The 24,742-nt window shown below is 75.5% G+C and carries 22 protein-coding genes; 12 read left to right on the forward strand and 10 right to left on the reverse strand.

Annotated features, from left to right (window positions below):
* Positions 1–2: 2 nt before the first annotated feature.
* The 12 genes from ABUL08_RS06855 to ABUL08_RS06910 all read left to right on the forward strand — a co-directional run bounded on the left by ABUL08_RS06855 (position 3) and on the right by ABUL08_RS06910 (position 11,835).
* Positions 3–1,019: an asparagine synthetase A gene (locus ABUL08_RS06855; protein WP_350935584.1), complete on the forward strand. Its 1,017-nt coding sequence runs from the start codon at positions 3–5 to the stop codon at positions 1,017–1,019.
* Positions 1,016–2,308, forward strand: a complete 1,293-nt coding sequence (locus ABUL08_RS06860) for a glutamate synthase-related protein (protein ID WP_350935586.1) — start codon at positions 1,016–1,018, stop codon at positions 2,306–2,308. Before ABUL08_RS06855 ends, ABUL08_RS06860 begins: the two co-directional genes overlap by 4 nt.
* Entirely contained in the window at positions 2,305–3,234 is a 930-nt protein-coding gene (locus ABUL08_RS06865) for a 3-oxoacyl-[acyl-carrier-protein] synthase III C-terminal domain-containing protein (protein WP_350935587.1), read from the forward strand. The genes ABUL08_RS06860 and ABUL08_RS06865 overlap by 4 nt, the downstream gene beginning before the upstream one ends.
* Positions 3,235–3,276: 42 nt before the next feature.
* Positions 3,277–4,653, forward strand: coding sequence for a preATP grasp domain-containing protein (locus ABUL08_RS06870; protein WP_350935590.1), 1,377 nt, complete (start codon positions 3,277–3,279; stop codon positions 4,651–4,653).
* Complete coding sequence (locus ABUL08_RS06875) at positions 4,646–5,914, forward strand: alanine racemase (RefSeq protein ID WP_350935591.1); 1,269 nt, start codon at positions 4,646–4,648, stop codon at positions 5,912–5,914. Before ABUL08_RS06870 ends, ABUL08_RS06875 begins: the two co-directional genes overlap by 8 nt.
* Positions 5,915–5,946: 32 nt before the next feature.
* Positions 5,947–6,213, forward strand: coding sequence for an acyl carrier protein (locus ABUL08_RS06880; RefSeq protein ID WP_350935593.1), 267 nt, complete (start codon positions 5,947–5,949; stop codon positions 6,211–6,213).
* A 2-nt stretch (positions 6,214–6,215) separates the two neighbouring features.
* Positions 6,216–7,190: a beta-ketoacyl-[acyl-carrier-protein] synthase family protein gene (locus tag ABUL08_RS06885; protein ID WP_350935595.1), complete on the forward strand. Its 975-nt coding sequence runs from the start codon at positions 6,216–6,218 to the stop codon at positions 7,188–7,190.
* On the forward strand, positions 7,187–7,864 hold the full coding sequence (locus ABUL08_RS06890) for a hypothetical protein (RefSeq protein ID WP_350935597.1): 678 nt from the start codon (positions 7,187–7,189) through the stop codon (positions 7,862–7,864). Before ABUL08_RS06885 ends, ABUL08_RS06890 begins: the two co-directional genes overlap by 4 nt.
* Positions 7,861–9,015: an acyl-CoA dehydrogenase family protein gene (locus ABUL08_RS06895; RefSeq protein WP_350935600.1), complete on the forward strand. Its 1,155-nt coding sequence runs from the start codon at positions 7,861–7,863 to the stop codon at positions 9,013–9,015. The genes ABUL08_RS06890 and ABUL08_RS06895 overlap by 4 nt, the downstream gene beginning before the upstream one ends.
* Positions 8,999–9,907: a 4'-phosphopantetheinyl transferase family protein gene (locus ABUL08_RS06900; RefSeq protein ID WP_350935602.1), complete on the forward strand. Its 909-nt coding sequence runs from the start codon at positions 8,999–9,001 to the stop codon at positions 9,905–9,907. Before ABUL08_RS06895 ends, ABUL08_RS06900 begins: the two co-directional genes overlap by 17 nt.
* Positions 9,904–10,326: a hypothetical protein gene (locus tag ABUL08_RS06905; protein ID WP_350935604.1), complete on the forward strand. Its 423-nt coding sequence runs from the start codon at positions 9,904–9,906 to the stop codon at positions 10,324–10,326. Before ABUL08_RS06900 ends, ABUL08_RS06905 begins: the two co-directional genes overlap by 4 nt.
* Before the next feature lie 66 nt (positions 10,327–10,392).
* Positions 10,393–11,835, forward strand: coding sequence for an MFS transporter (locus ABUL08_RS06910; protein ID WP_350935606.1), 1,443 nt, complete (start codon positions 10,393–10,395; stop codon positions 11,833–11,835).
* A 149-nt stretch (positions 11,836–11,984) separates the two neighbouring features.
* Here ABUL08_RS06910 and ABUL08_RS06915 read toward each other — a convergent pair whose 3' ends face one another.
* From ABUL08_RS06915 to ABUL08_RS06960, 10 genes are all read right to left on the reverse strand, one after another.
* Positions 11,985–12,539 carry a hypothetical protein gene (locus tag ABUL08_RS06915; protein ID WP_350935608.1) on the reverse strand — a complete coding sequence of 185 codons (555 nt, stop codon included), beginning with the start codon at positions 12,537–12,539 and terminating at the stop codon, positions 11,985–11,987.
* Positions 12,540–12,623: 84 nt separating this feature from the next.
* Complete coding sequence (locus ABUL08_RS06920; protein ID WP_350935611.1) at positions 12,624–13,370, reverse strand: ABC transporter permease; 747 nt, start codon at positions 13,368–13,370, stop codon at positions 12,624–12,626.
* Positions 13,367–14,290, reverse strand: coding sequence for an ABC transporter ATP-binding protein (locus ABUL08_RS06925; protein WP_350935613.1), 924 nt, complete (start codon positions 14,288–14,290; stop codon positions 13,367–13,369). The genes ABUL08_RS06920 and ABUL08_RS06925 overlap by 4 nt, the downstream gene beginning before the upstream one ends.
* Positions 14,287–15,051: a hypothetical protein gene (locus ABUL08_RS06930; protein WP_350935615.1), complete on the reverse strand. Its 765-nt coding sequence runs from the start codon at positions 15,049–15,051 to the stop codon at positions 14,287–14,289. Before ABUL08_RS06930 ends, ABUL08_RS06925 begins: the two co-directional genes overlap by 4 nt.
* Positions 15,052–15,194: 143 nt before the next feature.
* Positions 15,195–16,079, reverse strand: coding sequence for a thiopeptide-type bacteriocin biosynthesis protein (locus ABUL08_RS06935; RefSeq protein ID WP_350935616.1), 885 nt, complete (start codon positions 16,077–16,079; stop codon positions 15,195–15,197).
* Positions 16,076–17,539: a nitroreductase family protein gene (locus tag ABUL08_RS06940; protein ID WP_350935618.1), complete on the reverse strand. Its 1,464-nt coding sequence runs from the start codon at positions 17,537–17,539 to the stop codon at positions 16,076–16,078. The genes ABUL08_RS06935 and ABUL08_RS06940 overlap by 4 nt, the downstream gene beginning before the upstream one ends.
* Before the next feature lie 12 nt (positions 17,540–17,551).
* Positions 17,552–19,474, reverse strand: coding sequence for a TOMM precursor leader peptide-binding protein (locus ABUL08_RS06945; RefSeq protein ID WP_350935620.1), 1,923 nt, complete (start codon positions 19,472–19,474; stop codon positions 17,552–17,554).
* On the reverse strand, positions 19,471–21,063 hold the full coding sequence (locus ABUL08_RS06950) for a hypothetical protein (RefSeq protein WP_350935622.1): 1,593 nt from the start codon (positions 21,061–21,063) through the stop codon (positions 19,471–19,473). Before ABUL08_RS06950 ends, ABUL08_RS06945 begins: the two co-directional genes overlap by 4 nt.
* Complete coding sequence (locus ABUL08_RS06955; protein WP_350935624.1) at positions 21,060–23,684, reverse strand: lantibiotic dehydratase; 2,625 nt, start codon at positions 23,682–23,684, stop codon at positions 21,060–21,062. Before ABUL08_RS06955 ends, ABUL08_RS06950 begins: the two co-directional genes overlap by 4 nt.
* Positions 23,681–24,736 (reverse strand): hypothetical protein, encoded by a 1,056-nt coding sequence (locus tag ABUL08_RS06960; RefSeq protein ID WP_350935626.1) that lies wholly within the window; start codon positions 24,734–24,736, stop codon positions 23,681–23,683. The genes ABUL08_RS06955 and ABUL08_RS06960 overlap by 4 nt, the downstream gene beginning before the upstream one ends.
* Positions 24,737–24,742 lie beyond the last annotated feature (6 nt).

The raw sequence follows: 24,742 nt of genomic DNA on the forward strand, positions 1-24,742 counted from the left end.
AGATGCACCAGACCGACCACCAGCCGGCGGTGACCGGGGCCGGACCCCGACCTGGACCGCTCGGCGAGCACCTGGTCGCTCCGGCGACCCGGGCCGCCATGGCGGTGCAGCAGGAGGCGCTGTACGCGGCGCGGGAGTTCCTGCGCGGCCGTGGCTTCACCGAACTCCTGCCGCCGCTGATCGGCCCGGTGACCGACCCGGGCGGGCGGGGCGCCAAGGCCCTCGACGTCGACTACTACGGCCACCCGTACAAGCTGATGACCAGCGCGATCCTCTACAAGCAGGCGTCGCTGCGCGGCTTCGGCAAGCTCTTCTACATCGCCCCGAACGTGCGGGTCGAGCCGCCGGAGACCGCCGGCACCGGCCGGCACCTGGTGGAGTTCCACCAGATCGACGTGGAGTGCGCCGGGGCCACCCGGGACGACGCCATGGAGATCGCCGCCGGGCTGCTCACCCACGTCGTGCGGCACGTGCTGGACGCCGTGCCGGACGTCCTCGGCGGGCTGGGCCGCGACCCGCTGGCCTTCACCGAGCTGCTCACCGGCAAGTTCGACACCTGCACCCACGCCGAGGCGGTCGACCGGCTGCGCGGCGGCGGCCACCCGCAGAGCGCCGACGCCGAGATCGACTGGGTGGGGGAGGAGACCCTGTCCCGGGAGGCGGACCGGCCGTTCTTCGTCACCGACTACCCGAAGGGCTCGCGCGGCTTCTACGACCGGGAGGACCCGGCCCGCCCCGGCGTGCTGCGCAACTTCGACCTGATTGCGCACGGCGGCTACGGCGAGCTGGTCAGCGGCAGCGAACGCGAGTCCGACTACGCCACCATCGTCACCCGGATGCGGGAGAGCGGCGAGAACCCGGCCAAGTACGACTGGTACCTGAAGCTGGCCCGCGACGGCATCCCGGCCAGCGCCGGGTTCGGCATGGGGGTGCAGCGGCTGGTCCGCTTCCTCACCGGCCTGGACGCGTTGTGGCAGGTCAGCGCGTACCCGAAGCTGCCCGGGGTGGTGGCCCCGTGACCGGCGTGCACGCCCCGGGCTATCCCGAGGCGGCGGTCCGCGACCGGGCCCGGCAGGGCACCGCCGCGGTCTTCCCCCCGGTCGACGGCTACGGCCGGCAGCTCTACGGGGCCGCCGACGCCCCCGCCGGTGACCCGTCGGTCGCCGACGACCTGGACGCCGCCCGCCTCGTCCCCCCGATCTTCATGCCGCAGCGGCTGGAGAAGCTGATCGACCTCGGCCGCGAACCCACCTACGACGACGTGGAGCTGGCCACCACCATCGGCGGGTTCCGCTCGCCGCTGCCGGTCTACGTCTCGGCGTTCGGTTCGACCCGGATCGCCCAGGGCGACGCCGGGCTGGCCGCCAGCCGACAGGCCGGCCGCCTCGGCATCCCGATGGTGATCGGCGAGAACCTGGTGCCGGTCGGCGGCTACCGCCGCGCCGCCGGTGCCGAGTCGCCGATCCTGGCCCGCCTGCGGGCGTACGCCGCGCAGTGCCCGCCCGACCTCGGTGGGGTGGTGGTGCAGCAGAGCACCGAGGACGCCGACTCGGAGGTGTGGAACCTGGTCTACAGCGACCCGTCCGTGCGTGACCTCGTGGACTCCGGCCGGCTGGCGTTCGAGCTGAAGACCGGCCAGGGCGCCAAGCCCGGCCTCGGCGGGATGACCGTGGTCGACGCCGCCGACGCCCGGCGCCTGGCCGACCGGTTCGCCGTCCGGGACGTGCTCGGCGCGGACGCCTGGCTGCGCTGCGCCACCCCCGGCACCTTCACCGAGGAGATCCTGCGCCAGCAGGTGCGCTTCATGCGCAACAACTTCCCGCGTGCCCGGGTGTGGGTGAAGTTCCACCCCGGTCGGGACGTCGCGCACGCCGCCGCCACCGCCTGGCGGGCCGGCGCGGACGCGGTCACCGTCGACGGCGCGCAGGCCGGCACCGGTTGGGCGCCCCGGGCGTTCCTCGGCCAGGTCGGGCTGCCGCTCGGCGAGTGCCTGCGCCGCATCGGCCGCCCCGACGGGTGTCTGCTGGCGTCGGGCCGGATCTGGGAGGGCGGTCGGGCCGTCCGCGCCCTCGCGGCCGGCGCCACCGCCGTCGGGCTGGGCCGTGCCGCGCTGCTGGCCGTCGACACCGACGCCGACGCCGGCCTGGTCCGGCTGGTCGAGGCCCTGGCGCTGGAGGCCCGCCTGCTGATCAGCGCGCTCGGCCGCTACACCGCCGACGCGCTCACCCCCGACGACCTGTGGTGGCCCGGCGCCGACGCCGTGGCCGTACCGGAGAACCACCCCGCACCGATCGGAGGCCGGGCATGACCGCGCTGCTGGACGTCGGGTGCCACCTGCCCGACCTGAGCGTCGACGTCGGTGACGTCTGCGCCGCCGTCGACGCCGATCCCCGGCTGCTGTGGACCTTCCGCCGCTTCTACGGCCTGGAGTCGGTGCGCCGCGCCCCCGACCAGGATCTGCGCGACCTGATGAGCGCGGCGGTGGCGGGCCTGACGGCGCTGCGCGGCAACGAGCACCGGGTCCGCTACGTGATCCTCGCCCGCACCGTCACCACCGCCAGCCGCGCCGGGGAGACGCCGGTGGAGGACGTCTGCGCCGCGCTCGGCCTGCCGAACGCGGTGGCGTTCACCCTCACCCAGCACGCCTGCGCCACCGGGCTGCTCGCCGTGGACCTGGCCGGGCAGCTCCTCGCCGGGGACGGCGACCCGGACGCGCTGGCGCTGGTGCTCACCGGGGAGAAGGTCTTCAACCCGATCCTGGAGATCATTCCGGAGAGCACCGTGATGGGGGAGTCCACCGCCGCCTGCCTGGTCTCCACGACCGGCGAGCGGGACCGGCTGCTCGGCTACGCCACCCGCACCCTCGGCGCGTACGCCGAGCAGTTCCCGCCGTACCCGCTGGACCCGCGGTTCCTCAAGGACCACAACGAGGTGCTCGCCGAGGTGATCCGGGACGCCACCCGGGCCGCCGGGGTGGGCGTCGACGACCTGGCGCTGATCCTGCCGCACAACGTCAACCGGCTCTCCTGGTCCTGGACGTGCCGCCTGCTGGAGGTGCCGCTGGACCGGGTTCTCCTGGACAACGTCCCGGTCACCGGGCACTGCTTCACCGCCGACCCGTTCATCAACTACGTGCACGCCCGCGACTCCGGGCGGCTGCGCCCGGGCGACCTCTATCTGATGGCGTCCGTCGGGCTCGGCGCGACCTTCTCCGCCGCCGTCCTGCGTCACTGACCCCGCCCCGACCCACCGGGTCGACCAGAAAGGGAAGAACTGATGTCACCCCCGAGCTTCCTCGCCGGCGTCAAGAGCGCCTGCACCGGCGACGCCACCACCCCGTTCGTGCTGCTCGGCAACTTCGAGGTCGAGGACGAGTGGGCCCGGGACGAGGTGGGCCTGCCGAGCGTCGGCGGTCGCGCCTCCACCGCGATCGTCAACCGGATGGACGAGTTCGCCGTGCTGCTCGCCGGTGCGGACGACCACGTCGTGCTGAAGTCCGCCCCCGATCCCGACTACCTGGCCTGGCTCGACGCCCTGGGCGTGCCGCTGCCGCGGATCCTGGTCACCGACACCGCCGACCCGGCCGCCACGGTCACCGTGGACGCGCTGCGCTCGCCGCGGCTGCTGACCGCGCTGCGGGCGCTCGCCGACCAGGGCGCGCACCTGCTGCCGCACGGCATGTCCACGCTGGAGGCCCAGCTCTGCGAGCGGACCGGGCTCACCCCGGCGCTGCCGGCGGTGCCGCTGGTCAAGGCGGTCAACAGCAAGATCTACAGCCGGCGGGTCGCCGCCGGACTGGGGCTGCCGCAGGCCGTCGGTTGGGAGTGCGAGACCGTCGCCGAGTTCGCCGCCGCGGCGGCCGAGGCCGCCCGGTCCGTCGCCGCCGGGCGCCGGGTGGGGGTCAAGGACGCGTACGGGGTCTCCGGCAAGGGCATCGTCGTGGTCGACGACCCGCGCCGGCTCGACCAGCTCGTCCGGATGGTCACCCGCCGGGCCGAGAAGACCGGCGACCAGCGGATCGCCCTGGTCATCGAGGAGTGGGCGGACAAGGCCCTCGACCTGAACTACCACTTCACCGTCGGCCGGGACGGCGCCGTCCGGTTCGACTTCGTCAAGGAGGCGCTGACCGAGCACGGGGTGCACAAGGGACACCGCATCCCGGCCCGGATCTCCGCCGCGCACACCGCCCAGCTCGTCGACACCGCCGACCGGCTCGGCGCCCGGCTCGCCGCCGACGGCTTTCACGGCGTGGTCGGCGTGGACGCCATCACCACCACCGACGGCGGCCTGCTGCCGGTGCTGGAGATCAACGCCCGGAACAACATGTCGACCTACCAGACCGCGCTCCAGGAACGCTTCATGGGCCCCGGCAGCGTCGCCCTGGCCCGCCAGTACGACCTGACCCTCACCGGCCCGGTCAGCTTCGCCGCCCTGGCCGACCAGCTCGGTGACCTGCTCTTCGACGCCGGGCGCGGCACCGGCCTGCTGGTGAACAACTTCGCCACCGTCAACGCCGCGGCACCCCCGCCCGACGACCCCCGCCCGTACGCCGGGCGCCTCTACGGCCTGCTACTGGCCACCGGTGAGCAGGAGCTGGCCGACCTCGACCGCGCCATCGTGGCGACCGTCCGGAAGGAGACCGTCCATGTCTGAGTCGACCGAGGTGGGCGGCGTTCCGGTCACCGAGCTGGTGGAGCGCTTCGGCACCCCGCTGTACGTCTACGACGGCGGCACGATCGCCGCCCAGTACCGGGGCCTGCGCGACCGGCTGCACCCGGCGGTGGAGATGTTCTACTCGCTGAAGGCCAACCCGAACATCAGCGTCTGCGCCCTGCTGCACTCGCTGGGCGCCCGCGCCGAGGTCTCCTCGCTGACCGAGCTGGTCACCGCGCAGCGCGCCGGCGTACCGGCCGACCAGATCATGTTCCTCGGCCCCGGCAAGAGCCACTACGAGATCACCGCCTGCCTCAAGGAGGAGATCACCCTCATCTGCGAGTCCCTCGGCGAGCTGGCGCTCATCGACGAGCTGGCCGAGGGCCTGGCCACCACCGCCCGGGTGGTGCTGCGGGTCAACCCGAGCTTCGCGGTGAAGGGCAGCGGCCTCACCATGGGCGGCAAGCCCCGCCAGTTCGGCATCGACGAGGCGACCCTGTGGGACAGCCCCGACCTCGCCGACCGGCACCGCAACGTCCGGCTCTGCGGCTTCCAGGCGTACATGGGCACCCGGTTCCTCACCGAGGACATGATCGTCGAGAACACCACCCGGATCCTGGAGCTGGCCGAGCGGCTCGGCGACCGACTGGGCGTGCCGCTGGACGTGGTCGACGTCGGCGGTGGCCTCGGGGTGGCGTACTTCCCGGGCGAGCGGGACCTGGACGTGGCCGTCCTGGCCGACCAGCTCAACCCGGTCTTCGCCGGCTTCCACGAGCGGCACCCGGACACCCGCCTGGTGATGGAGCTGGGCCGCTACCTGGTCGGCCACAGCGGCACCTACGCCGTCCAGGTCCGCTACGTCAAGGAGTCGATGGGCGAGCGGTTCGCCGTCGCCGACGGCGGCACCAACCACCACATGGCCGCGGTGGGCATCGGCTCCTTCGTCAAGCGCAACTTCCCGATGCGGCTGCTCAACCGGGACAGCGCCGCCGCGCCGGCGAAGTGGAACGTCACCGGCCCGCTCTGCACCCCCAACGACACCATCGGCAAGGGCGTCGAACTCCCCGCCGACCTGCGCCCCGGCGACGTCGTCGGGGTCGAGCGCTCCGGCGCGTACGGGCCGACCGCCTCGCCGGTGCACTTCCTCAGCCACGGCTACCCGGCCGAGGTGCTGGTCCACGAGGGCCAGCCGCGCCTGATCCGGACCCGCGACGACGTCGACAGCATGCTCGCCGCCCAGATCCTGCACGACTTCCGCTGACCGTTCACCCATCCGAGAGGCAGGACCTTCCCATGACCGTCACCGCCCACGACACCGGCCGCCAGCAGATCGTCTCCGCGATCGTCACCGCCCTCGAGGAGGTGCTGGGCCAGGAGCTCACCGACGTCACCGAGCAGACCCGGCTCTTCGACGACCTGAGCCTCGACTCGACCAGCGTGCTCGGCCTGCTGATGGCCCTGGAGGACGCGCTGGACATGCAGGTCGACCCGGAGGGGCTGGAGCAGTCCCACCTGGAGACCGTCGGCTCGCTCGCCGCCTTCATCGCCGAGAGCCGCTGACCGTGCCGGTCCTGCGGCGGCTCGGGGAGCCCACCGGTCCGGCCGCGCCAGGTGACGCGGCCGGACCGGCCCTCGAACGCATCGTCCCGTTCACCTTCACCGACCCGGCGCCCCCGCCGGACCCGGCCGACATGACGCCCTTCATCGACCACATGGAGTCGCTCTACGGCCGGTTCACCGACCTGTCCTGGCTGACCGGCGGCACCGTGGTCAGCTACCACGACATGGTCCGCGCCGTGGTCCGGGAACTCGGGCCGGCGCTCACCGACGTCGACCTGGTGATCACGGTCGACGCCAGCCCGGACTGCCGGCACCAGAGCTTCCCTGGTGCGCTGCTGGCCGAGCTGCTGCCCGGCGAACCGCTCATGATGGGCATCTCCGAGCAGGGCGTGGCCGGCCCGTTCACCGCGCTGCGGGTGGCCCACCACCAGCTGCGTACCGGCGGTGCCCGGCGGGCCCTGGTCCTGGTCATGGAGCAGTCCACACTGCCCCCGGACGACGCCGCGGTCCGCCCGACCCGGGACGTCGCGGTGGCGCTGCTGCTCGGCGGGTCCGGCGGGGTCGCCGTCGACGCGCCGACCCTGACGGTGACCCGGACCGACGCCGTCGCCGGGCCGGCGGTCGACGCGGACCTGCTCGTCGCCGGCGCGCACGTCGACGACCTGCCGGCCGGGGTGCCGGTGCGGCGGGCCGAACCCGGACACCCCTGCGCGGGGGTGTGGCTCGCCCTGGCGGAGCTGCTCGCCACCGCACCGGCGGGCGGCCGGGTGCTGGTCGTCGACCGGGACCCGGTGCTGCCGTACCGGTGCGCGGTCACGCTCACCGTGCCGGCCACCGGCCAGCCCGGCGCGTCGGCGCACACCGCCGCGCGCGGCCGGCCCACCGTCGCCCGCCCCGGCGGCCACCACCCCACCCCCGCGTCGCCGGGCGCCGAGGGCGGGGGCCGACCCCGTCGTACGAGGGAGCTGGTCCGATGACCGTCACCGTGGAGGCGCCGGCCCGCACGGTCGACCCGCGGCGGCACCGGCTGCTGGCGTACACCGACGGGCCGGTCGCGGCGCTCACCGCGCTGCACGCCGCGACGAGCCCCGACCTGCTGCCGGTCGGGGCCGGCGGGCACAGCCTGCTGCCGGCCGCGGTGGACGCCCGCTGTGACCGGCACGCCACCCCCGCCGGGCCCCGCGAGTGCCACGGCGAGACCCACCCGGTGCTGGACCGGATCGTGGTCGGCGCCGACGAGCTGGTCGCCCGCCGGGTCACCGGCGGCGGGCCCGACCCGGCCACCGGGCCGGCCTGGACGACGGGGATCGCCTGGATCCGGTTGGGCCTCGCCGAGCGGCTGCTCACCGCGGCCGTCACGCACCTGCGCGGCCGGGCCGTCGGCGGCGTGACCACCCTCAACCTGCCGATGGTGCGGGCGATGGTCGCCGACACCGCCGCCGGGATCGCCGAGGCCCGGGCGCTGCTGGACACCGTCGACGACGGGACCGGGCTGCGCCGGGCGCACCTGGCTCTGGACGAGGCGGGCCGGTGCTGCCTGCACCTGTTCGGCGCGTCCGGGTTCCTGGCCGGCGGGCCGGGCGGCGAGGTGCGCGTCTCGGAGCTGCTCGCCGACACCTATCCGCCCCCGACCGAGCTGGAGGCGCCATGACCACCGAGTTCCTCACCGAGCTGCGCGCGCTGGCCCGCACGTACGCCGAACCGCTGCGCGCCACCGCCGTGGCGCTCGACCGCGACCCCGGTCTGTTCCGGACCGTGCTCGACGGCGCGCTGCCGTGGCGGCAGCTCGTCGGCCTGCCCGCCGAGCACAACCCCGACCCGGTACGCGTCCAGGGCCGACCCGTCCTGTTGGACACCTGCGTCGAGCAGGTGGTGGTGCTGGAGGAGTTGGCCAGGGCCGACGCCGGTGCCGTGCTGGCCCTGCCGGGCCCGTCGATGTCCGGCTTCGTCATCGCCGAACTCGCCGACGACGCGCAGCGCGAGCGCTACTGGTCGACCGTCGCCGCCGGTCCCACCTGGACGTTCTTCGGCATGACGGAGCCGACGCACGGCTCCGACCCGGGCAGCATGGGCACCACCCTGCGACCCGACGGCGACGGCCTGCGCCTCACCGGCACGAAGCGGTACGTCGGCAACGCCGCCCGCGCCCGGATCGGTGTCGTCTTCGCCCGCCGCAACGCCGGCCCGCTCGGCGTGGTGGCGGTGCTCGTCGACACCGACCGGCCCGGCTTCGTCGCCGAGCCGCTGCCCACCCTCGGGCTGCGCGGGCTGCAACTGAGTGAGATCCGGATGACCGACGTGCCGGTCGACGCCGCCGACGTGCTCGGCCGGCACCGCTCCGCCACCCGGCAGGGCATGTGGGCGGCCACCCGCACCTTCAACCGCTACCGCCCGGTGGTGTCCTGCTTCGCCCTCGGCGTCGCCCAGGCCGCGTACGACCTCGTGGTCACCGAGCGTCGCCGGTACCGGGCCGACGAGCGGCACCTGCTCGCCGACTGGGCGCAGCGGCTCGTCGGCACCCGCGCCCTGGTGCTGGCCGCCGCCCGGGCCGCCGACCGGGACCCGGGCGACGGCACCCTCGCCTCGGCCGCGAAGATCCGGGCCACCCGGCTCGCCGAGGAGATCACCACCACCGCGGTACGGCTGCTCGGGCCGGGCGCGCGCTGGGAGCACCCGCTGCTGGACAAGCTGGTCCGCGACGCGCGGGCCTTCGAGTTCATGGAGGGCACCGGCAACATCCAGCGGCTCACCCTGGCCCAGGGCTATCTGCAGGGACGGCTCGGCGATGCCCGGGCGGCGTGAACCGGCGCGGGTCGGCAGCCGGGCCGGCCCGGGGGTGCTGGGGGATCCCGGCCCGTGGCCCGGGTTCGGGCCGACCGCCGACCCGGGACCGCCACCGGGGGCCGACATCTGGCACATCGTGCTCGACGTCGACCCGGAGACCGCCGGTCCGGTCGCCGCGCTGCTCGACGCCGACGAGCGGCGTCGGGCGCACAGCCTGCGCGACGAGCGGGCCGCGCAGCGGTTCGTGGTGGCGCACGGTGCGGTCCGGACGGTGCTCGGCCGCTACCTCGGCACCGCCGGCTACGCGCTGCGCTGGGCGCGCGGTCCCAACGGCAAGCCCTGCTTCGACGGGGCGTGGCGGGACTGGCAGTGGAGCCTGAGCCGCTCCGGCGGGCACGCCCTGCTCGCGGTCTGCCTGACCGACCCGGTCGGGGTGGACCTGGAGGAGATCCGCGCCGGCACCCCGGCGTTGGCGCTGGCCACCCGCTTCCTCCCGGCCGACGAGGCGGCCGCGGTGGCCGGGCAAGCCGACCCGGTCAGCCGCAGCGCCGCGTACCACCGGTTGCTGTCCCGGAAGGAGGCGTGCGTGAAGGCCAGCGGCGGGCGGTTCCTGGAGGGGCTGCGGCTGCGGGTGCTGGTGCCCGGCGGCGTCGAGGGGGCCGGCGCCTTCGCCGGACAGCGCTGGACGCTGCGCGACCTGCCCGCGCCGCCCGGTTTCGTCGCCACCCTGGCCACCACGGGCGACCGGGCCGGGCGGCTGCGGATGTTCGAGTGGGACTGGCGGCCGTACCGGGGTGGTGAAGGTGCCGGTGGGCTGCCCGGTCAACCGCCGGGGGAGCGCCCCTGGGCCACCTACCGTTCGGCACAGGGCAGTCCGGTGCCGCCCAGCGAGCCGAGGGGGAGCCGATGAGGCGCAACCCGCACCACACCGGCCGGCGGTGCGAGCCGGCCGGTGGGGTCGGGCGGGTCCGGGCCCGCCCGACCCGCCGTACCCCGGTCCCGGACCACCCGTCCGGGTGCGGGCCGGGGGAGGGGACCGACCCGGCGTACGGCGGGGTGCGGGTCCGGTTCACCCCGTCGGACGTACCCGTGCTGACCTGCTTCCCGGCGGACCGGGCGGCGGCGCTGCGCGGGGCCGCCGAGGCGCTGGCCCGACTGGGCCGGGCCGACCTCGGCGGCTGCGTCGAGGTGAGCCCGGCCGGCCCGCCCGACCCACGGTCGGCGGCCGTCGAGCACCTCGCCGCCGCGCGCGCGGTCGAGAACGCCCTGCGCGGCGGCTGCGGCACCGTGCGGCTGCCACCGCGCTGGCCGCGACCGACCAGCACCTGACCGACCAGCACGCGACGACACCACCCGGGACCCGGCCAGGGTCTCCCACGACAGTGAGGCATCTCGATGACAACTGCTGACACGGCCGAGGCCACCCGGGCCGACACCCGGGCGGCGATCCAGTGGCGCAAGGTCATGATCCTGACCGCCAGCCAGGGGCTCTCGCTGACCGGGGACTACGTCCTCCTGGTGGCGCTCGGGTGGACCGCCGTGCAACTGGGCGGCGCGGGCGCGATCACCACCCTGATGCTCGCCGGCACCATCCCGCGCGCCCTCACGCTGATCTTCTCCGGCGCCGTCACCGACATCTTCGGCCCCCGGTTCGTGCTGCTGCGGACCACGTCCGCCCGGGTGCTGCTGCTCGCCACCGGCGCGGCGGTCACGCTGACCACGCACTGGTTCTGGCCGCTGGTGCTGATCGCCGCCGTCGAGGGGGTGCTGCTGGGGCTCGCCAGCCCGTCCAGCAGCACCCTGATGCCCCGCCTGGCCGACGGCGACCAGCTGGCCCGGGCCAACTCGCTCTCGGCCATGATCACCCGCGTCGCCCCGATCGTCGGCTCGCCGATCGGCGCCTGGATGATCGCCACCGGTGAACTCTGGGAGGCGATGGCCGCCGTCGCGGTCACCTGCGCGGTCTCGCTGGTCGGCGTCCTCGTGGTGACCCGGGGCATGCCCGGCGGCAGCCGCACCCCCGGGGAGAACATGCTCCGCCGCTCCGGCGACGGCCTGCGCCTGCTGCGCGCGTACGCCCGGCTGCGCTGGCTCTTCGTCTGCGCCTTCCTGCTCGACCTGGCCTTCGGTTGGCCGATCGACGTGGCCCTGCCGCTGCTGGTCGCCGGCCGGGGCTGGGGGGTCGGCTCGGTGGCCGTGGTGGTGGTCGCGTTCAGCGGCGGCGCGCTCGTCGCCGGCGCCACCGGCGCCCTGCTCGCCCACCGCATTCCCCTGGTGGTCCGCCTGGTCGTCACCGGTGTCGGCATCGGCGCCGGCATCCTGGCGATGGCGCTGATGCCCTCGGTGACCGCGCTGGCCGCGGTCGGTGCCGGGGTCGGCCTGATGGCCGGTCTCAACGGGCCCGCCATCGTCACCGTCTACCAGCAGGCGTCGCCCCGGGCCCGGCTCGGCACCGCGATGTCGATGCTCACCCTGGCCAGCATCGGCACCACCCCGGTCTCCATCGTGGCCTTCGGCGGGCTCTCCGCCGCGATCGGCGTCCGCGCCACCTGGCTGGTCTGCGGGGTCGTCGCCCTGGCCGCCCCGGTGGCCGCGTTGCTGGCCCTGCGTCAGCCGCAGCCCGGTGCCGAGCCCGAGCAGCCGACCGCCGAGCAGCCGACCGCCGAGCAGCCGACGGACGAGCCCGAGCAGCCGACTGCCGAGCAGCCGACTGCCGGAGCGGAGCAGCCCGACGGGCAGCCCGTCGCGGCGGAGACCCGGGCGGCGGACACCGACGGCCGCGCCGGGACCGGGTTCCCGGCCGAGCCGACCCTGGCCGGCGCGGGCCGTTCCGCCTGAGGTTTCCGCCGCCGTGCCGACCGGTCACGACCCGCCCCGCGTCGCCGCCCGCACCGGGTGACTGCGCGGGGCGGTGGGCGCGACGACCCGGCGGGTGACGCGGGCAGCCGATGCTGCCCGCGTCGCCCGGGCTCGGCCCGCTGGTCCCGTCAGGCCCCCTCGGGGCCCTGTCGGCGCAGGTCGTCCACCGCGGCCATGGCCTGCCGCAGTTGGGTCAGCCAGTCGTCGGTGTGCCGGCCGACGAGCCGGACGCACCAGGCGAGCGCGTCGGAGCGGGAGCGGGCGACACCCGCGTCGACGAGGGTGTCGAGGATCTGCCGCTCGGGCTGCCGGAGTCGGGTCATCACCGGTGCGGCGAGGTGGGAGAAGAGCTGTTCGGTGTCGCCGCAGCGGATTCCCCAGCTCACCTTGCGCTGGTAGCGGTGCTCGACCTGTCGGGCGACGCGGATGCGGTCGTCGCGGGTGTCCTCCCGGAACTGGTGGATCCGCCCGGCCCGGGCGGCGGTGCGGTCGGCGTCGGTGGCGTCGTCCGCCAGGTGGGGCTCGGTGAGCCGTCCCCAGATGACGATCTCGTCGCGGTCGATCACGACCTGCGGTGGCCCGGTGAACCATCCGCCCGGCGTGGCGCCGGTGATCCAGCCGGCGGCGTCGTCGGCGGGGGGCGGGTCCTGTCGGGTGCCGTGCGGTGCGGTACGAGGGGACATGGCAACCTCCTGTTCGAGGATTACATGATTACACCATTACCTCGAAGCAGGGAGCGTCTTCGCTCAGCGCGAAATCCCGACGGCTCAGACCCGGGCGGTGTCCCGCCGGAACAACCTGATCGCGCCGGCCATGAAGATCATCGTCCAGGCCGCCACGGCGAGCGCCGCGACGCCGACCGGTCCACCCGTGAGCGGTGCCCGGGCGAGCACCCCGACCCCGTAGGCGGGCGTCCAGGCGGCCACCACCTGAACGGCGTGCGGCAGCAGGTCCAGCGGCAGGAACAGGCCACCGCCGAGAGCGAGCAGCGCCAGCAGCGGGCCGAGGATCTGCATGACGTTCTCGGCCGGCAACAGGAACCCGACGAAGAGCCCGAAGGCGGCGAACACCAGCGAGCACAACCAGGCCGCGAGACCCGACTCCAGCCAGGTGAGCAGCGGCATCCGCACCCCGACCGCGGCGCCCAGGGCGTACTCGACCAGGACCGCGACCAACCCGAGCACCATCGCCGTCGCCACCTTCACCGCGACGTACGCGGCCGGCCGCAGCGGCGTGAGCCGCAGCTGCCGGCTCCAGCCCTGCCCGCGCTCGACCGCCACCGCCGCACCGCAGGCGGTGGTGGCCACCATCGCGCCGTAGACCGCCATGCCGATCATGATGACGGCGAACGTCCTCGCGCCGGCCGGCTTGTCCCGCCAGGGCAGGCCGAACGCCAGGAAGAACAGCGCCGGCATGGCGACGACGAACACCAGGGTCCGTCGGTTACGCAGGATCCGCCGGATCTCGATCGCGAGGATCGTACGGTTGACGCCGACCGTCGCCGGTGCGCTCATCGCCCCGCCTCCTGTTCGTCGAGGTCGGAGGTGAGCGCCAGGAACGCCTCCTCCATGCTGGTGGAGGTGACCTCCAGGTCCCGCGCCGGGGTGTGGTGCAGCAGATGCCGCGCGGCGGCGTCGGAGTCCTCGGTACGGATCCACACGGTCACCCCGCGGGCCTCCACCGAGCGGACCCCGGGCAGCCGCTGCAGCTCCGCCAGCAGGTCGGCAGTGGCATTCGGCCAGGTGACCCGCACCAGCCGGCCGAGGGCCAGCCGGCGTATCTCGGACGCCTCGCCGTCGGCGACCACCCGGCCCCGCCGCATGAGCACCACCCGGTCGGCGTAGGCGTCGGCCTCCTCGAGCTGGTGGGTCGAGAAGAGCACGGTGCGCCCACCCGCCCCGTCACGGCGGATCGCCGACCAGAAGTCACGCCGCCCGGACACGTCCATCCCGGCCGTCGGTTCGTCCAGCACCAGCAGTTGCGGATCCGGCAGCACGGCCAGGGCGAACCGGAGACGCTGCTGCTGCCCGCCCGAGCAGCGGCCGACCCGACGCCGGGCGATGCCGGTGAGGTCGGCGCGCTCCATCACCTCCGCGATCGCTGACCGGCTGTGCCGGCCGTACAGGGAGCCGACGTAGCGGACGGTCTCCTCGACGGTCAGGTCCTTGAGCAGCCCCCCGGTCTGGAGCACGGCCGCGACGTCGCCGGCGGCGACCGCGTCGGCGGGCGGGCGCCCGAACACCCGGACCGTGCCGCGGTCGGGTCGGGCCAGGCCCAGCAGCAGGTCCAGGGTGGTGGTCTTGCCCGCCCCGTTGGGCCCGAGCAGGGCCACCACCTCGCCCGGCTCGGCCCGCAGGTGCAGGCCGTCGACGGCGACGACCGCGCCGAACCGCTTGGCCAGTCCGGTCAGTTCGATCGCGGGCGGGGTGCTCATCGGGCCCCCGCCAGGCGGTTGCGGCCGAGCCGGTACCCGGCCTGGAAGCGGCTGACCGCTCCCACGTCGGTCAGGATCTCGGCGATGTACCGGCGGCAGGTGCGCAGCGAGATGCCCAGCGACCGGGAGATCGCCTCGTCCTTGCCGCCGTCGGCGAGCTGACGCATGATCTGCCGCTTGAGTTCGGCGTCGGTGGTCCGACAGGTCGGGTCCGCCAACAGCTCCGGCGCCCCCGGCCAGGCCAGGTCGAACATCGCCTGGACCAGTTCGGCCAGCCCGTTCTGGCTGAGGATCAGCGCGTGCGGCTCCGGGTCGGCGGGCCGGGGGACGACGGCCACCGTCGAGCCGTCCAGGACGACGGCGTCCGGGCCCTCCGGCAGGGACGCCGCCGTGAGCCGGGCGTCGACGGTGTGCAGCCAGGGCATCCGGTCCGGGTCCGCGGCCCGGGCGTTGACCAGCACCCGCAGCGACGGTACGGACGGCAGCCGGTTGAGGCCGGTGAACATTCCCGTCGTGGAGTGGATCCAGATGGTGGCCTCCTGGGCCTTCCGGAGCCGGTCGAGGAGCACGCCGGTGGTGGTCCCGGCGCCGCGTACGGTGTCGAAGCCGGGCAGCGAGTCGACCTCCGCCACCTCCCGGGAGAGCGCCCGGTAGGCGGACAACAGGGCCTGTCGCCAGCGTTTCGCGTCCCCGGCCAGCGCGAGCTGCTGCTCGGTGGCGCGGAACTCCGGCCCTGGCACGATCTCGGTGTTGACGGTCACGTGGTGCCTCCCCCATCCGGCCGGTGCGGCCGTGCCCCGCCTGCGCAGCGGATCGGGTGGAATCCGCCGGCACCCAGCATGCGGGCTCCTGCCGGACCGGACATCGGTACGACGCACGCATATTCTCGGTCGGGGCGCGGCGGTCACGCGGCACCGTCGAGCAGGACCAACAGGATCGCGGCGAGACGCCCCTCGCGCGCGGCGCCGACGCCCAGGCGGTTCTGGGTCATGTGCAGGTGGGAGCCGAGGATCTGCCGGGCCCGGGCGGCCCCGAGCCGGTCGGTCCACTCCTTCGCCGCGACGCCGAGCCGGGCCGTCCAGGGTGTCCACCGGGACGTGGCGCCGTCGGCGAGGTCCCGCAGGGCCGGTGCGAGATGCGCGAGAATCCGGGCCTGTTCCGGGGCGTCGGGGAAGTCGCTGCCCAGCCACTGCGCCCACCCGTCCCGGACGCCACGCAGCAGCGCGAGCCGGTCGCCCGGCCAGGCGGAGAGCGTCGCGGCCATGGCCTCCAACCCGTCCGCGGCGATCCGGGAGCCGCCCGCACGGTCCCGGCACGCCCGCAGGCACACCACGCTGGACGCGTGGAACAGGGCTTCGCTGGCGGCGATCAGCGCGGTGCCGCCGTAGCGGTCGACCTCCGGCTCGTACCGGGCGGGATGCGCGCCGGGCGGCAGCAGCGAGGTCAGCGGCAGCGGGGTGCCGGCCTCACCCCGGTCCGCGATCGGCGCGGCCGACCGCTGGTAGTCCTCGACGGTCAGGCGCGATCCGGCCGGCAGGGCCACGTTGACGGCCGCCGTCCGTCGGGCCAGCGCCGCCTGGACGGCGGCGGCGTCCGGGCCGGCGTCGGCCAACCGCAAACGTACGTGTGGTCCACCCTGCCAGTAGCGGATGAAGAACCACGGCCGGGGCCGGTCCGCGTGCTGCCCGAACTCGGCCACGGTGGGTCCGACGACCTCGACGACCGCCGCCTCGACCGCCCGGGGATCGAGACTGTCCACGTGCAGGTGCCAGCTCTGCCAGTCGGTCATGAGCGCAGGTCCAGCATCGGTTCGGTGAAGCGGGACGTGCCGCAGACCGTCATGAACACGGGCACCTCCCGCCGGTCCAGACCGGCCAGCGGCTGGACGTGGTGCTCGTCGAAGGAGCGGGCCGGACGGGCGACCAGCCCGTGCGCGGCGGCGGCCAGGCAGAGGCCGTGGGTCGCCCATCCGCACCACAGTTGCAGCAGGCTCCAGGCGGCCGGACCCAGGTCGTCGAGGAGCGCGTCCACGTCGGTGGAGAAGATCCACACCAGGGAGGCGTGCCGGAACCCGGAGTCGGTGTCGGCGGACGGTGGACGGCCGAACCCGGGCTGCATCCGGCGCAGCAGGTGCGGGTCGAGGCGGTGCGGTTCGGGTCTGCCGGACACCACCCGGTAGGCGCCCGTGGGGCGGTCGCCGACGCGCTGGAGCGCCACCGTGACGCGTACCCGGGCGGCGACCTCACGCAGCGGACCACCCGGCGGCGGCACGGCGAGCCACGCCAGCATGGCCCGCAGCGCGTCCTCACCGACCGGGGCGGGGGTCAGGGCGAACCCGTACGTGCCGGCCGGGACCCGGCCGGCGCTGCGCCGCCAGAACAGGTCGGCCCAGCTCAGGTCGGCCGCGGGTGGCTCGACCGGCAGCCCGCGCGCCGGGGCCGGGGGCGTCGGCGGCAGGGCCGAGCGGTGCGCGGCGACGGCCACCGCCTCGTCCAGCGAACCCCCGGTCGGGCTGAGCAGCCGGTCGCCGGGACCGGCGGCGCCGCCCGCGCTGGGCAGCGGTGTGCCGGGGTCGGGTGACTCCACCCCGTCCAGCTCCACCACCAGCGGCGGCGACCAGACGCCCGGCCCGGTGGCGGCGACCGCCGCGGCGGCCCCGGTCACCGACGCGCCGTCCAGGCGCAGCGTCGCCGCGACCCCGAACAGGTCCGCGGCGACGGCCAGAGCGCGCAGATAGACGCCGAGTTCGACCTCGCCGATCGCGCAACGGAGCCGACCGTACGGGTCGGGTAGGTCGGTGTAGCGGGCGGCCAGCAGGACGGTCGCCGGCCCGTCGGTGGGCCCGGCCGCCGCGGTGTCCACCAGCGCGTGGCGGTACACGTCGAGATAGCGCAACCGCCCGTGCCGGCTGACGAAGGCGTGCACCGGGAAGCGGGCGCGCCCGGACGGCACCGTCCGGTGGTCGTTGTACTGGTTGGACGGTTCCCGCCGCTGGAGCCCGAAGGCGGTCAGCAGCAGGTGCCCCAGCCGCTGCCCCGGGTCGGTGACCGGGGGGCACGGGTCGGGATAGGCCGTGCCGGCGAGCCGGTCATGGGTGCCGGTGGGCAGCAGCCACCCGGTGTCCGTACGGGCCGCGGGGGGCGGGAGCAGGCTGGTGGTGGTGGCCGCGTCGTCCACCAGGCGCTGCTGCCCCAGATAGCGTTTGCCCGGCCCCTGCTGAAAGGCGAAGCGGCGTACGTCGAGGGTCATCGGTCCTCCGGGTCAGGGGAACGGGTGCGGGTCCAGGGGCCGGTCGTCGGCCTCCGGCCCGAGCGCGGCGCGCAGCCGGGGCAGGCCGGAGAGTCGCTGGTGAGCCTGGCCGAAGCACATCGGCACGATCCCCGGTACGACGCACTTGGCCACGGTGAGCCCGGCGGCGGTGTGGTCGGGGGTGGACTGGTCGACGACGAGGATGTCGCCGAGCCCGGCGGCGGCGAACCGGCCGGCGACGAACTCGAGCGCGCCGGTGACGTCGCCGCCGGCCGCCCGGCTCAGCTGCTGCGGCCAGTCGGGGAAGGCGTCCGTCAGGGTGCCGACCGGGCCCCCCAGGACGGTCTCCACCCGGGGCAGCAGTTGCGGGAACGTGTACCGCCGCCAGTGGTGGGCGATCTCCTCGACCAGCCACGGGTCGCCGACCATGGGTTCCACCTCGGCCGGGTCCCACGCCAGCCCCGCGGCGACCAGCTGGCACAGCTCCCACAGCGCGGACCGGGCGGCGGTCACCGGATCGGGGTGGCAGCCGGCCGTGCTGAAGCTGGCCGGCAACGCCCGGTCCCGGTGGACCGCCAACGCCCACACCACCGGGACGTCGATGTCCGCGGTGGCCGCCAGCAGGTGCACGTCGTAGCCCCGGGCGCGGGCCAGGCGCAGCATCATCCGGCAGTCCGGATCGGTCAGCGAGTCCGGGTCGACCGCCGGCAGCGGCCGTCGCCGGTGCCAGGCCAACAGGAAGGCGTCCCGTTCGGCCAGTTCGAGCAGCGAGTGCAGGGCGGCCTCGGGCAGGTTGTTGCCCAACGCGCTGCCGCTGGACGACTCCAGGAAGTACGGTCGGGGGTCGGATCCGCGCAGGCCGTAACCGTAGCGGTAGAACCCGACCTCGGCCGGGACCAGCCGGGGCGCCGAGCCGTCCAGCGGGCGGCCCCAGACCCAGTCCAGCGGGGCGTCCTCGTGGTAGGGGCGGATCCGGCAGGTGGGCGCGGTGAGTTGCCGCTCGGTGTAACCCCCCAGCCGGGCCGGATCGATGGCCAGGTCACCGAGTTCCCGCCGGGTGCGCTGCGGCACGACCGGCGCGGCGTGCGGGTAACCGCCGAGGCGTTCGTACGCCTCCAGCACGGCGATCGCCTCGGCCTCGCGGAACCGGACCGCCCGCCCGGCGCCGGCCGGGGTGCCGGCCAGCAGCTCCGCCTCGACCAGCGGGAAGGCGCCGGCCGCGTTGCGGGCCACCCGGACCAGCGGACCGAACCGGCCGTCACCGAGGGCGGCCCGCATCCGGTCCGGGTCGAGCCCGAACGGGGCACCCGACCGGGTCGGCACCGGGTCGGGTGACGGGTGCGGGTGGCGGACCAGGGGCGCGGGTGGCGTGTCCGGCCCGGTCAGCAGCGGCCGGTAGGGCCCGCCGCACAGCCGGCAGCGGAAAGTGCGCGCCACCCGGTGGCGGGTCACCGTGCCGGCGGCGGAGACGGCGATCAGTTCGCCCGGGCCGACCGGTGCGTGTGGCCGGCGGCCGGTCAGCACCGCGCCGACGACCTCGGCCAACCAGGGCGGGAAGGACGCCGCGCCGCCGGCCGCCCCGGGCGGGTCGGCCTGTCCGGGGGTACGGCCCTCCCGGGCCGACCGGTCGCGTTCGGGTCGCTTGGCGGTCTCCCACCGGCGGTACTCGCTGTGCGCCTGCACGCAGCCGGGGCAGGCGGCGTCGTCCCCACCGGTCGGCGGCCCGATCAGCACCTCCGCCGCGGTCACCCGCACCGAGAGCAGGCAGCGGCCCTGGGCGGCGGCGGCCGTCCGCGCGGCCCTCTCCCACCCGAGGTCCAGGCCGCCCGTGGCGGCGACCAGGTGGCCGGGCAGCGCGGCGGCCCAGGTCGACCAGTCCCAGGAGGCCGGTGCCTCCGGGCCGAGCCGGGCCGTTCCGGCCGGCGTCACGGTCATCGCAGCACCACCGGGCCGGAGACCAGCGGCGCGTCGCCGACGACCGGGTCCGGCGCGTCGGGTTCGCCGGCGATCCGCTCGCCACGCGCGGCCAGCAGGGCGTCGAGCTGGTCGGTCAGCCGGCGCAGACGGTCACCGGCGGTCTGCGCGAGACGGTGGGTGCCGACGCGGTCGGCGGCCAGCAGGGCGTGCACCTCCGGCGTGGCCTGGGCCTGCGCCACGGCCGCCGACAGCGCCGCCCAGGCGGCCAGCTCCAACGTCTCGCCCCACTCGGCGGCCCGGACCGTCCCGTCCGCGCTGGTCACCTCGACGAGCACCCAGTCCAGGCCGGGCAGCGGGTGACTGCGGACCCGCACGGCCCGCTCGTAGTGCTCGTCGAGCAGGCTCCACAGGGTGCGGGCGGCGGCCGGCAGGTCCTCCCAGCTGGTCGCCGTGCCGGTGGAGGTGGCCAGCAGGGCGGCGCCGAGCAGCCGCAGGGCGCCGTCGGCCCGCCAGTGGCCGAGGGTCGGCCCGGCCGCGGCGATGCCGGTGGCGGCCGGACCGACGGCCGCGCGGGCGGCCGCCAGGCAGACCGACAGGACAGCCTGGGCGCGGTCGTCACCCCAGCCGGCCACCCGGCCCCGCCCGGCCACCAGCTCCGCGGTGGCCAGCGACATCGGCATCTGGGCCAGGTCGAGGTCCCGGTCCCGGCGGTACGGCCCGGTCCAGCGGGCGAGGAGCGGGCCGAGCCGGTCGAGCATCGCCTCGGGGGTGTCCCCGGCGGCCGGGACGGGCGACCGGGGCAGGCGCTGCACCTGCACGTCGTGGCCGTGCACCAGGCTCGGCGCGGGTTCGGCGGGCAGCGTGCCGGTCAGCGCGCCGAGCACGGCGTGCGTCGCCAGCGACCCGGCCAGCACGGCGCTCAGCGGGCGGGGCGCCGCGCCGTCCGGCTCGGCGGCGGCCCAGTCGCCGGCCCGGCGGGCCAGCGCGACGAACTCCGCCAGGCCGCCGGTCTCCGGCGACCCGACCAGGGCGATCCGCCGCCCCGCGTGCACCGGCACGACCCGGGTCCCGGCCGGCAGGGACGCCGCGGCGGCCACCAGGTCGAGCGGCCGGTCGGCGTCGTCGACCAGCACGACCAGGTCCGCCCCGGGCGGCACGGTCGCGGTGGCGGCCGCGCCGTACCCGGTGATGGTTCTCCTCGCCACCGCCGCGGCCGGGCCGTCGCCGAGCACCGGGACCACCGTGGCGCGCAGCCGGGCGAAGACCCGGTACGGGTCGGCGCAGTGCGCCTCCAGATAGCTCAGCACCTCGGCGTACCGGTCCGCCTCGCCGGGCGCGGGCGGGGCGCCCGCCCGGTCCAGGTCGAGCAGCATGTCCCGGTCCAGCAGGGTGTCCAGGATCCGCTGGACGGCCGGGCGGGCGGATTCGCCCAGCGCGGTGGCCAGTTCGTCCACGTCGGTGCCGCGGGTCAGCAGGTCCAGCTGGCTGTCGAGCGCCAGATAGAGCCCCGCCGGGGCGGTGAGCAGGAACGATCGGCCCGCCCGGGTCCAGTAGATGCCCTGCGGCACCGGCGCGAAGTGGGTGCCGGGACGCAGTTTCACCCTCATCGGTCCACCTCGTGGGCCAGGTCCAGTTCGAGCGTCCACTCCGTGGCACGGGCCCCCGACCGGACGCCGGGCAGCGCCTCCTCGAGATAGCCGGGCAGCCGCCGTTCCAGCGACTGGGGCAGGACCCGCACCATCAGCGCGCTGGCCAGGTCGACGTACTGCGGCTTCTCCCGCCGGCGGGCGGTCAGGTAGCGGCTCAGCCGGGCGGTCGCCCCGCCGGGCGCGTCGGCGTCGTCCGGCACGGCGGCCGATCCGGTCCACAACGGCGTCTTCAGCACCACCTCGTCTGGTACGCCGTGGGCGGCCCGCCACGCGGTGAGCGCCACCAGGTGGCCGGCCGGGTCGGTCGGGTCCGCGGTGGCGGGCAGGTCCGCGCCCGGATACCAGCGTCGGCGTTGCAGCACCACGTCACCGGCGCGCAGGCGGGGGTAGGCGACGGTGGGCTGCCCCGCCGGGTCGCCGTCGCGGCCCCGTACCGCCTCGGCGTGCCGGACCGCCACCGGGTCCACCGCCACCCGACCGGTGTCGTGCAGCCACACGGCCAGGGTCAGCGGGGCCGGCTGAAGCTCGATCCACTTCATACCGAGCCCCATGACCAGCACGGTGACACCGTCCGGGTCGAGCACCGACAACTGGTCGGTGGCCGGGTCGTGGGCCAGCCGCAGCCCCAGCCAGGCTGCCGGGTCGAGGGTGTCGTCGAGCACCCGGACCCGATGGTTGATGTTGGAGCGGTGCAGGCCCCGGTCCTCGCGGACGGCGACGCCGGGGCGCGCGTACCGCTGCCGGATCCGGTCGCGCAGCCGCTGGGTGGCGTCGCTGCCCATCTCCTCCTGGAGGCCGAGGAAACGGCTCACCACCTGGCCGTGGCCGGTGTAGCAGGCGTTGACCACCAGCAGGCCGCGGTGCGGCTGCACGATCATCGAGTACGACGCCGCCGCCGGCCGGTAGCGCTCGGGCAGTCCGTCGGCCAGCCCCGCCAGCCACCGCGGCGCCAGGACCACCTCGGGCGCGTCACCGGCGGCCTCGATCGCCGCGGTGACCTGCCGCAGCGCCGCGGCGCGCTGGTCGAGCAGCGCCACCAGCGACCCGTCCGCCGGTCCGAACCGTTCCGCCGCGGACCGGTCGCCGCCGCTCGCGCCGGCCGCACCGAGCACACCTTCCCGGCGGCGGACCAGCTCGACCAGCTCCTCCGCGTGGTCGACGAGGTTCACCCGGGCACCGGCGCCGAACCGGTCGACGAAGGCCCGTACCAGCAGCGCGCGGATCTCGTGGTGTCGATCGAACATGGCGTGGAAGCCGGTGACCGTCCGGAGGTCGGCCAGCGCCGACTCGTAGCCGGCGGGGGAGACCGTCCCGGGTGGCAGCAGGTAGTCCTCGTTGACGTGCAGCCGGGCCGGGAACGCGCTGCGCTCGTTGAGGCGGCCCTCGACGGCCCGGATCCGGGACAGCGCGGCGATCCGTTCCCCGACCGACCCGCGCCGCGCGAGCTTCAGGGCCTCGCCGAGGGCGGCGACCTCCTCGGCGGCCGTCGGATCCCGGTCGAGCAGCAGACCCAGCGCCGCCGGGACGGGGTCGACCGCCTGCTCGTCGAGCACCGGGGCGGCCACCAGGATCTGGGCCTCGACGGCGGCCGCGACCAGCCGGGCGGCCTCGCTCACCGGGACCCGGAGCCGGGCGGCCAGTTCGGTGGCCAGCGTGCCGCTCGGCACCGGCCCCAGCTGGGTGAGCCGCAGCAGCGCCGCCACCTGGTCGGTCAGCGCGGCGGCGAGCGCCCGCCGTCGGCCCGCCGCCCAGTGGTGGAACCGTACGTGCTTGTCGACCCGGAGGGTGGGGTTGCGCTGCACGACGGCCGGGACGCCATCGGCGCCGGGTGCGGAGACGATGCCGGTGACGAGACTGGACAGCAGCGCGCGGTCGGGCGTCAGCACCGACCGCGTCCGCTGCCGGTCGAACCGTGCCCGGTCCATCGGTTCGCCCTCCGGCGACCACCGTGCGAAGCCGACCGCGGTCAGCCGGGACAGCGGGCTGACCCGTAGCACCGCGCGGGCGTAGTGCTGGAGGATGCCGCGCTCGGACTTGCGGTCCCGGGCCGACGGCTCGCCCGGGGCGCGCCGATAGCGTTGCACGGCGTCCAGCACCTGCGGGGAGTTCAGCGCCAGCGACAGCTGGAACGGCTCGCCGCCGATCGCGTCGGCCAGGGCGCGGCGCTCCTCGGCGAGCAGGGTGTCGTACGCGGCCTTGAGGGTGTTGCGGGCCAACAGGGACCGTTCGGTGGCGCGCCACCACGCGGCGACCGCGGGTGGCGGGGCGGCCTCCGGCCAGAGCGCGGCGAGCTGCTCCGGCTGCGGGTCGCGGCCGTTGTGGACGGCCCGCTTGAGCTGGAGCAGCCGGTGCCGTCGCGCGCCGGTCGCCGCCGCGGTCAGCTCGTACAGCTCGGCGCAGGCCGGCTCGCGCCACTGGTGCTGCTCGCGGCCGGCGAGATAGAGCGCCTGGAGGGCGATCCGCAGGGTCGGGCCGCCCAGCCGGCGCCCGGGGGTCGGGTTGAGGCGCAGCAACGCGGTGTCGGCCAGGTCCCAGCCGGTGGTCACGTCGGCGTCGGTGGGGTGCAGCAGATCGGTCACGACTGGCCCTTCAGTTCGCGGGCGAACCGGTGCAACCGCTGCGTCGCCGTCTCACCGGTGATCTGGTCGGTGGCCTCGCTCAGCCCGTAGCACAGGTAGTAGCGCTGCAGCGGGGTGATGCCGAAGCAGGTCAGCGACCAGTAGAGGACGTTGAGCACGACCCGGTGCGCGACGTGCCGGTAGGACGGGTCCGCGACCAGGCCGGTCTGCAGGATCTCGCCGATGAAGTCGCTGCGGACCGGGGTGCCGAGGGGGAGCGGGGTCGGTCCGATCGCCTCCTGGATGGCCCGGTCGGTGACCGAGCCGGCGCAGGTCAGCCCTTCGGCGACCCCCCAGGCGTACAGGAAGGCGGCTTCCCAGGCGCGCAGCGCGGGGCTCGGCTCGCCGGTGAGCGCGGTCCGGAAGACGTCCTCGTCGTGCGGATAGCGCTGGGCGTAGCGGGCCCGCAGGTCGGTGTGGTTGCCGGTGGCGGAGGAGACCCCCTCCACGTGCGAGCGGTACGGCAGCACCCCGGCGCTGATCCCCCGCGGATGGGTACGGGCGAGCATGGCCAGCACGGCCGCCAGGTGCGGCAGGATCTCGTCGTCCCGCAGGGCGGCGCTGGCCAGCATCGGCTCCAGGAACCGGCCGAGGATCTGGTCGGCGGCCAGGGCGAGGGCGGGCGCGTTGGCGGGGCGCGGCTGGTGCGGGACGACCTCGACGTGGCCGTGCGGGTGCACCGGTGACAGCTCCTGCCGGACGTTCTCCCAGCGCGCCAGGTCCGACGCCCGGCGCAGGTAGCTCGCCTCGTCGGGGGTGGGTGTGGGGCGGGCCGCGGCGAGGGCGCCGGCCTCGGCGGCGAGCGTCGTCAGGTCGGCCTCGCGGTCGGCGTACGGCCGGGCCGTGACCAGCAGGTGGGAGCCGTGCAGCCAGCCCCGTCGTACGTGCACCACGGGAAGCTGCTGCGAGGACTTCAGTCGCCGGATCGGTTCGGCGAGTTCCCGCAGCAGCTCCCGCGGCTGTGCACTGTGATCCGTGATGCGGACGGCCGTACCTGGGCCGAGATTCAACATGGTGAC

The organism is Micromonospora sp. CCTCC AA 2012012 (assembly GCF_040499845.1).
Classification (GTDB): Bacteria; Actinomycetota; Actinomycetes; order Mycobacteriales; family Micromonosporaceae; genus Micromonospora; species Micromonospora mangrovi.

Excerpts from the sequence above, each read along its gene's own strand:
- ABUL08_RS06855 (WP_350935584.1), top strand. The coding sequence starts at position 3 with ATGCACCAGACCGACCACCAGCCGGCGGTGACCGGGGCCGGACCCCGA.
- ABUL08_RS06865 (WP_350935587.1), top strand. The coding sequence starts at position 2,305 with ATGACCGCGCTGCTGGACGTCGGGTGCCACCTGCCCGACCTGAGCGTC.
- ABUL08_RS06870 (WP_350935590.1), top strand. The coding sequence starts at position 3,277 with ATGTCACCCCCGAGCTTCCTCGCCGGCGTCAAGAGCGCCTGCACCGGC.
- ABUL08_RS06875 (WP_350935591.1), top strand. The coding sequence starts at position 4,646 with ATGTCTGAGTCGACCGAGGTGGGCGGCGTTCCGGTCACCGAGCTGGTG.
- ABUL08_RS06880 (WP_350935593.1), top strand. The coding sequence starts at position 5,947 with ATGACCGTCACCGCCCACGACACCGGCCGCCAGCAGATCGTCTCCGCG.
- ABUL08_RS06890 (WP_350935597.1), top strand. The coding sequence starts at position 7,187 with ATGACCGTCACCGTGGAGGCGCCGGCCCGCACGGTCGACCCGCGGCGG.
- ABUL08_RS06895 (WP_350935600.1), top strand. The coding sequence starts at position 7,861 with ATGACCACCGAGTTCCTCACCGAGCTGCGCGCGCTGGCCCGCACGTAC.
- ABUL08_RS06900 (WP_350935602.1), top strand. The coding sequence starts at position 8,999 with ATGCCCGGGCGGCGTGAACCGGCGCGGGTCGGCAGCCGGGCCGGCCCG.
- ABUL08_RS06905 (WP_350935604.1), top strand. The coding sequence starts at position 9,904 with ATGAGGCGCAACCCGCACCACACCGGCCGGCGGTGCGAGCCGGCCGGT.
- ABUL08_RS06910 (WP_350935606.1), top strand. The coding sequence starts at position 10,393 with ATGACAACTGCTGACACGGCCGAGGCCACCCGGGCCGACACCCGGGCG.
- ABUL08_RS06915 (WP_350935608.1), bottom strand. The coding sequence starts at position 12,539 with ATGTCCCCTCGTACCGCACCGCACGGCACCCGACAGGACCCGCCCCCC.
- ABUL08_RS06920 (WP_350935611.1), bottom strand. The coding sequence starts at position 13,370 with ATGAGCGCACCGGCGACGGTCGGCGTCAACCGTACGATCCTCGCGATC.
- ABUL08_RS06925 (WP_350935613.1), bottom strand. The coding sequence starts at position 14,290 with ATGAGCACCCCGCCCGCGATCGAACTGACCGGACTGGCCAAGCGGTTC.
- ABUL08_RS06935 (WP_350935616.1), bottom strand. The coding sequence starts at position 16,079 with ATGACCGACTGGCAGAGCTGGCACCTGCACGTGGACAGTCTCGATCCC.
- ABUL08_RS06940 (WP_350935618.1), bottom strand. The coding sequence starts at position 17,539 with ATGACCCTCGACGTACGCCGCTTCGCCTTTCAGCAGGGGCCGGGCAAA.
- ABUL08_RS06945 (WP_350935620.1), bottom strand. The coding sequence starts at position 19,474 with ATGACCGTGACGCCGGCCGGAACGGCCCGGCTCGGCCCGGAGGCACCG.
- ABUL08_RS06950 (WP_350935622.1), bottom strand. The coding sequence starts at position 21,063 with ATGAGGGTGAAACTGCGTCCCGGCACCCACTTCGCGCCGGTGCCGCAG.
- ABUL08_RS06960 (WP_350935626.1), bottom strand. The coding sequence starts at position 24,736 with ATGTTGAATCTCGGCCCAGGTACGGCCGTCCGCATCACGGATCACAGT.